Raw genomic sequence first — 4,439 nt, forward strand, 5'->3', positions numbered from 1 at the left:
CAGACCGTGCTGCGCGACCACCTTGAAGGGTCCGCGCTGGCGCAGGCGTTCTCCTGGATTGGCATGGCGTTGGCGCTGAGTCCGGCGATCGGGCTGGCGCTGGGCTCGCTGCTGGTCGCTGCCGATGGCTATGCAGGCGTGCAGGCCGGCCTGCTGCTGATCGCTGCATTGCTGATGCTCGGCTGCGTGACCGGGCTGCGTGAAAGCCGCCCCGCGCAGATCGCGCCCGTAGCGCTGCGGCCCCTGCTGCGGCAACTGCTGGGCGACCGCTGGATCTGGTCGCAGGCGCTGCTGGTCATGGCCTTCAACGTGGCCATGTACAGCTGGTACGCGCTGGGGCCGTTCGTGTTCGCACGCCTGCACTGGCCGGCCAGCTGGTTCGGCGCCAGCGGTGCGGTGCTGGCACTGGGTTCGGCGTTGGGCGCGTGGGCCAATGGCCGCCTGTTGCGTGCCGGCGTTCCTGCGTTGACGCGCATCCGCATCGCGGCATCGCTGGTACTGGCTGGTGGCGTACTGGCCGCGCTGCTGCGCGGGCAACCGGTCATCGTGATGGCGATGCTGCCGGTCGTGGCGGGATTCGGCCTGGCCATCCCCAACGTGCTCGGGCAGGCACTACGCGGCTATGCACATTGCCTGGGCAGTGCCGGCGCCCTGTTCGGCCTGCTCTACTACCTGCTGATCGGCGCGGCGATGGCCGTTGTCGGCGCACTGCAGATGCTGGCGCCATCCATCATCGCCTGTGCACTGCTGGCGCTGTGGTTGCTGCGTCCGCGGAGCGCGCTGGCCTAGGAATTGCTGCAAACGCCCTGCACTGTGCGCCACTGCCGGAAACCGCGTGGCAGCGCTGGCTATGGTGCGTGTTCTCCGCAACCACGCAGATGCCGATGATCAACATCACCGCAGAACAGGCCCGCGCAAACGCTGACGCCGCCATTCGACCGATCGAGCAGTACTACAGGGATCTGGACAAATCGATCCAGGTCGGCTCGGAAAACGGCCGCCGTTACATCGTGTTCGGCTTCAACAAGGCGCTGGCCAGCGAGCGCCTCGTCGACGGCGTCGTCGAGCAGCTGCTGGAGAACCGCTTCAGTGTCGAACGGCTGCCCAGCGACGCCGAGCAGCACTACATCCGCATCAGCTGGGAAGCCGGGGAGCCCTCCCGACTCAACGCCGGCTGATGGTGAACGCCGCGCCGTCCACACCCAGGTCCCAGCCCTTGCCGGTACCGGACAGGGCCAGCGAGATATCGCCCTTGGTCATCACCTGCGCGTTGCTGGACTTCACCGCACCGGCATGCGCGCCGACCGAGGCGTAGGTGCCCAGCAGCTCGCCGACGCTGCTGGCGCCGGTGAAGCTGCCACGGCCATCGGTGATCTTCGACTTGCCAACGGTCAGGCCGCCGCCCTTCAGCTGGATCCGCACCGGCATGCTGGAACCGTTGGTGCAGTGGATGGTGCCGTTGCCCGAGGCGGTCTTGTAGATCAGTGACCAGCCGGACAGGTTGTAGCGCAGCTGGCAGTCAAGGTTGCCACCGGCCTGCGCGGTCGGGGCCAGGGACGCTGCGGCGAGCGCCAGCAGCAGGGCAAACGGCTTGGTATTCATCGGCAGAACATCCACATCGGTCGGAATGTGGGCGAATCTAGCAGCGCGCGCGTGCACGTTGGATGCAGGCGCGCGCGGTGGGGCGGGAAGCGTTCAGCCGCCGTATCAGGCCTGCACATCCAGATGGAAGGCATCGGCATCGAGCATGGCCGGGAAGCGTGCACGATGCGAGGCCAGTGCTTCGGCGGAGATGGTGGTGGTCACCACCTGCTCGCGCTCGCGGATCTCCACCTGCGGCTGGCCGAGGAAGTCGATGACCGCGCTGTCGCCAGCGTAATGCAGCTGGTTGCCATCCACGCCTACGCGGTTGACCGCAGCGACGAAACACAGGTTCTCGATCGCGCGCGCGCGCAGCAGGGTCTTCCACGCGTAGGCGCGCGCGGAAGGCCAGTTGGCGACGAAGATCTGCAGGTCGAAGTCCAGTTGTTCGGCACGCTCGACGTTGTAGCGGTTGCGGCAGAACACCGGGAAACGCAGGTCGTAGCAGACCTGCGGATTGATCCGCCAGCCCTTCCATTCCACGCACAGGCGGTCGCGGCCGGCGGCATAGCGCTCGTGCTCGCCGCCGTAACGGAACAGGTGGCGCTTGTCGTAGTACTGCAGGCCACCATCGGGGGTGGCGAACAGCAGGCGGTTGTAGACGCCCTCGCCATCGCGCAGCTGCACGCTGCCGATCACTGCCGCATTCAAGGCTTTGGCCTGCGCGCGCACCCACGCCACGGTCGGGCCGTCCATGCCTTCGGCCTGGGCGATGGCTTCGTTTGAAAAGCCACTGGTGAAGGTTTCCGGCAGGATCACCAGATCGGTGGTCCCGGCCAGCGGCTCCAGCAGCGCACCGTAGTACTCACGGTTGCCCGCCGGGTCGTGCCAGCGGGTGTCGCCCTGGACGAGGGAAATGCGTAGGTCCTGCATGCTGTCTCCTCCGCTCACAGCAGGCGCAGGCGTTCGATCGCCGCGTCCAGGGTGGCCTCGTTCTTGGCGAAGCACAGGCGCACCAGGCGCTGACCGACCGGCGCGGTTTCGTAGAACGGCGACAGCGGAATGGCGGTGACGCCCTTCTCGATGGTCAGCCACTTCACGAACTCGTGGTCCGGCAGGTCACTGATGGCCGAATAGTCGACCAGCTGGAAGTAGCCGCCCGGCACCGGCAGCGCCTTCAGGCGGGTGCCGGCCAGCTGCTCGCGGAAGCGGTCGCGCTTGGCTTCATAGAACGCGCCCAGTTCGAGATGATGCTGCGGCTCGTCGCGGATCATCGCGGCGAAACCGTACTGCGCCGGGCCGAAGCTGGTGAAGGTGTTGTACTGGTGCACCTTGCGGAACTCGGCGGTCATCGCCGCTGGCGCCACCGCATAGCCGATCTTCCAGCCGGTGCAGTGATAGGTCTTGCCGAAGCTGGAGATGACGAAGGTGCGCTCGCGCAGTTCCGGGTAGCGCAGCGCCGATTCGTGGCGGCGGCCGTCGTAGATGATGTGCTCGTACACCTCATCGGAGATCAGGTAGATCTGCGTGCCGCGCAGCACATCGGCCAGCGCCTGCATGTCCGCTTCGTCCAGCATCGCGCCGGACGGGTTGTGCGGGGTGTTGACCATCAGCAGGCGGGTGCGCGGAGTGATCGCCGCACGTACGCGATCCCAGTCGAYGGCGAAGGTCTGCGGGTCCAGCGGCACATGCACTGCCGTGGCGCCAGCCAGTTCGATGGCCGGTTCGTAGCAGTCGTAGGCCGGGTCGAGCACGATCACTTCCTCACCGGCACGCACCACGGCGTGGATGGCGTTGAAGATCGCCTCGGTGGCTCCGCTGGTGACGGTGATCTCGGTGTCCGGATCGATCGTCGCGCCGTACAGGTCCAGCGACTTCTGCGCGATGGCCTGGCGCAGCGGTGCCACGCCGGTCATCGGCGGGTACTGGTTCAGGCCGGCGGCCATCGCCTTGGTGGTTTCGTCGATCAGGCGCTGCGGCGCGGAGAAATCCGGGAACCCCTGGCCGAGGTTGACCGCGCCGTGTTCGGCGGCGAGCTGGGACATCACGGTAAAGATCGTGGTACCGACCTTGGGCAGCTTGGTGTTCGGTTGCATCGGCCTGGGGGGATGGGGAGACAGACCCCTGAGTTTACGCAATCCGTGCTGATGTAGTGCCGGCCGCTGGCCGGCAACCTCGACCCGCCACACCGGCCCCTTGCAGAGCTGCCGGCCAGCGGCCAGCACTACCCGATGCGGTTTCACCGCTACAATTGCTGCCGCACTCCCGCATGAAGACTCCTGCGCCTTGAACACCCCTGCATTGCTGGCCGCCAGCGGCCTGAGCTTCTCCCGCAATGACGAGCCGGTGTTCGGCCCGCTGGACTTCCACGTGGATGCCGGCGAGGCGCTGCTGGTGCAGGGCGGCAACGGTGCCGGCAAGACCACGCTGCTGCGCGTGCTGTCGGGCCTGGCGCGCCCGGGCGCGGGCCAGGTGCTGATCGATGGCAGGCCGGCCAGCAACGCCGAGCGTGCGCGCTATGTTGCCTACCTCAGCCACCTGCCGGCACTGAAGCCGGACCTGGACACGCTGGAGAACCTGCATTTCCTGTGCGGCCTGCACGGCCGCCGCGCCCGGCAGATGCCGGGCAATGCGCTGGCCATCGTCGGACTGGCCGGCTACGAAGACACCCTGGTGCGGCACCTGTCGGCCGGACAGAAGCGGCGGCTGGCGCTGGCCCGCATCTGGTTGTCGCCGGCACCACTGTGGCTACTCGACGAACCCTATGCCAACCTCGACCTGGAAGGCATCAACCTCGTCAACCGGATGATTTCCGCACACCTGCGCAGCGGTGGCGCCGCTCTGGTCACTACTCATGG

Annotated in this window: 6 protein-coding genes; 3 read left to right on the plus strand and 3 right to left on the minus strand. The window is 67.1% G+C overall.

The features are described 5' to 3' along the window. Both AB4Y84_RS14225 and AB4Y84_RS14230 read left to right on the plus strand, forming a co-directional pair. Positions 1–789 (plus strand): MFS transporter (locus AB4Y84_RS14225; RefSeq protein WP_442250317.1); only part of this gene is annotated, 789 nt, incomplete at its 5' end. A gap of 68 nt (positions 790–857) precedes the next feature. Beyond that, positions 858–1,178, plus strand: a complete 321-nt coding sequence (locus AB4Y84_RS14230; RefSeq protein ID WP_442244293.1) for a hypothetical protein — start codon at positions 858–860, stop codon at positions 1,176–1,178. On the opposite strand, the gene AB4Y84_RS14235 is transcribed toward AB4Y84_RS14230, so the two are convergent. The 3 genes from AB4Y84_RS14235 to AB4Y84_RS14245 form a co-directional block, all read right to left on the minus strand. Continuing rightward, a complete protein-coding gene (locus AB4Y84_RS14235) occupies positions 1,165–1,602 on the minus strand; it encodes a hypothetical protein (RefSeq protein ID WP_025876484.1) in 438 nt (145 codons plus the stop codon). The two genes, AB4Y84_RS14230 and AB4Y84_RS14235, sit on opposite strands and share 14 nt — an antisense overlap. A gap of 105 nt (positions 1,603–1,707) precedes the next feature. Next, the gene (locus AB4Y84_RS14240; RefSeq protein ID WP_442244292.1) at positions 1,708–2,514 is read right to left on the minus strand and encodes an amidohydrolase; all 807 of its coding nucleotides are present in this window, start codon (positions 2,512–2,514) and stop codon (positions 1,708–1,710) included. Positions 2,515–2,528: 14 nt separating this feature from the next. Beyond that, on the minus strand, positions 2,529–3,677 hold the full coding sequence (locus AB4Y84_RS14245; RefSeq protein WP_442250318.1) for a pyridoxal phosphate-dependent aminotransferase: 1,149 nt from the start codon (positions 3,675–3,677) through the stop codon (positions 2,529–2,531). A gap of 205 nt (positions 3,678–3,882) precedes the next feature. Here AB4Y84_RS14245 and ccmA point away from each other — a divergent pair. Continuing rightward, positions 3,883–4,439: heme ABC exporter ATP-binding protein CcmA (ccmA, locus tag AB4Y84_RS14250; RefSeq protein WP_442250319.1), on the plus strand; the 557-nt coding region annotated here is incomplete at its 3' end.

Source organism: Stenotrophomonas sp. 2YAF22 (assembly GCF_052114665.1).
Taxonomy (GTDB): Bacteria; Pseudomonadota; Gammaproteobacteria; order Xanthomonadales; family Xanthomonadaceae; genus Stenotrophomonas; species Stenotrophomonas indicatrix.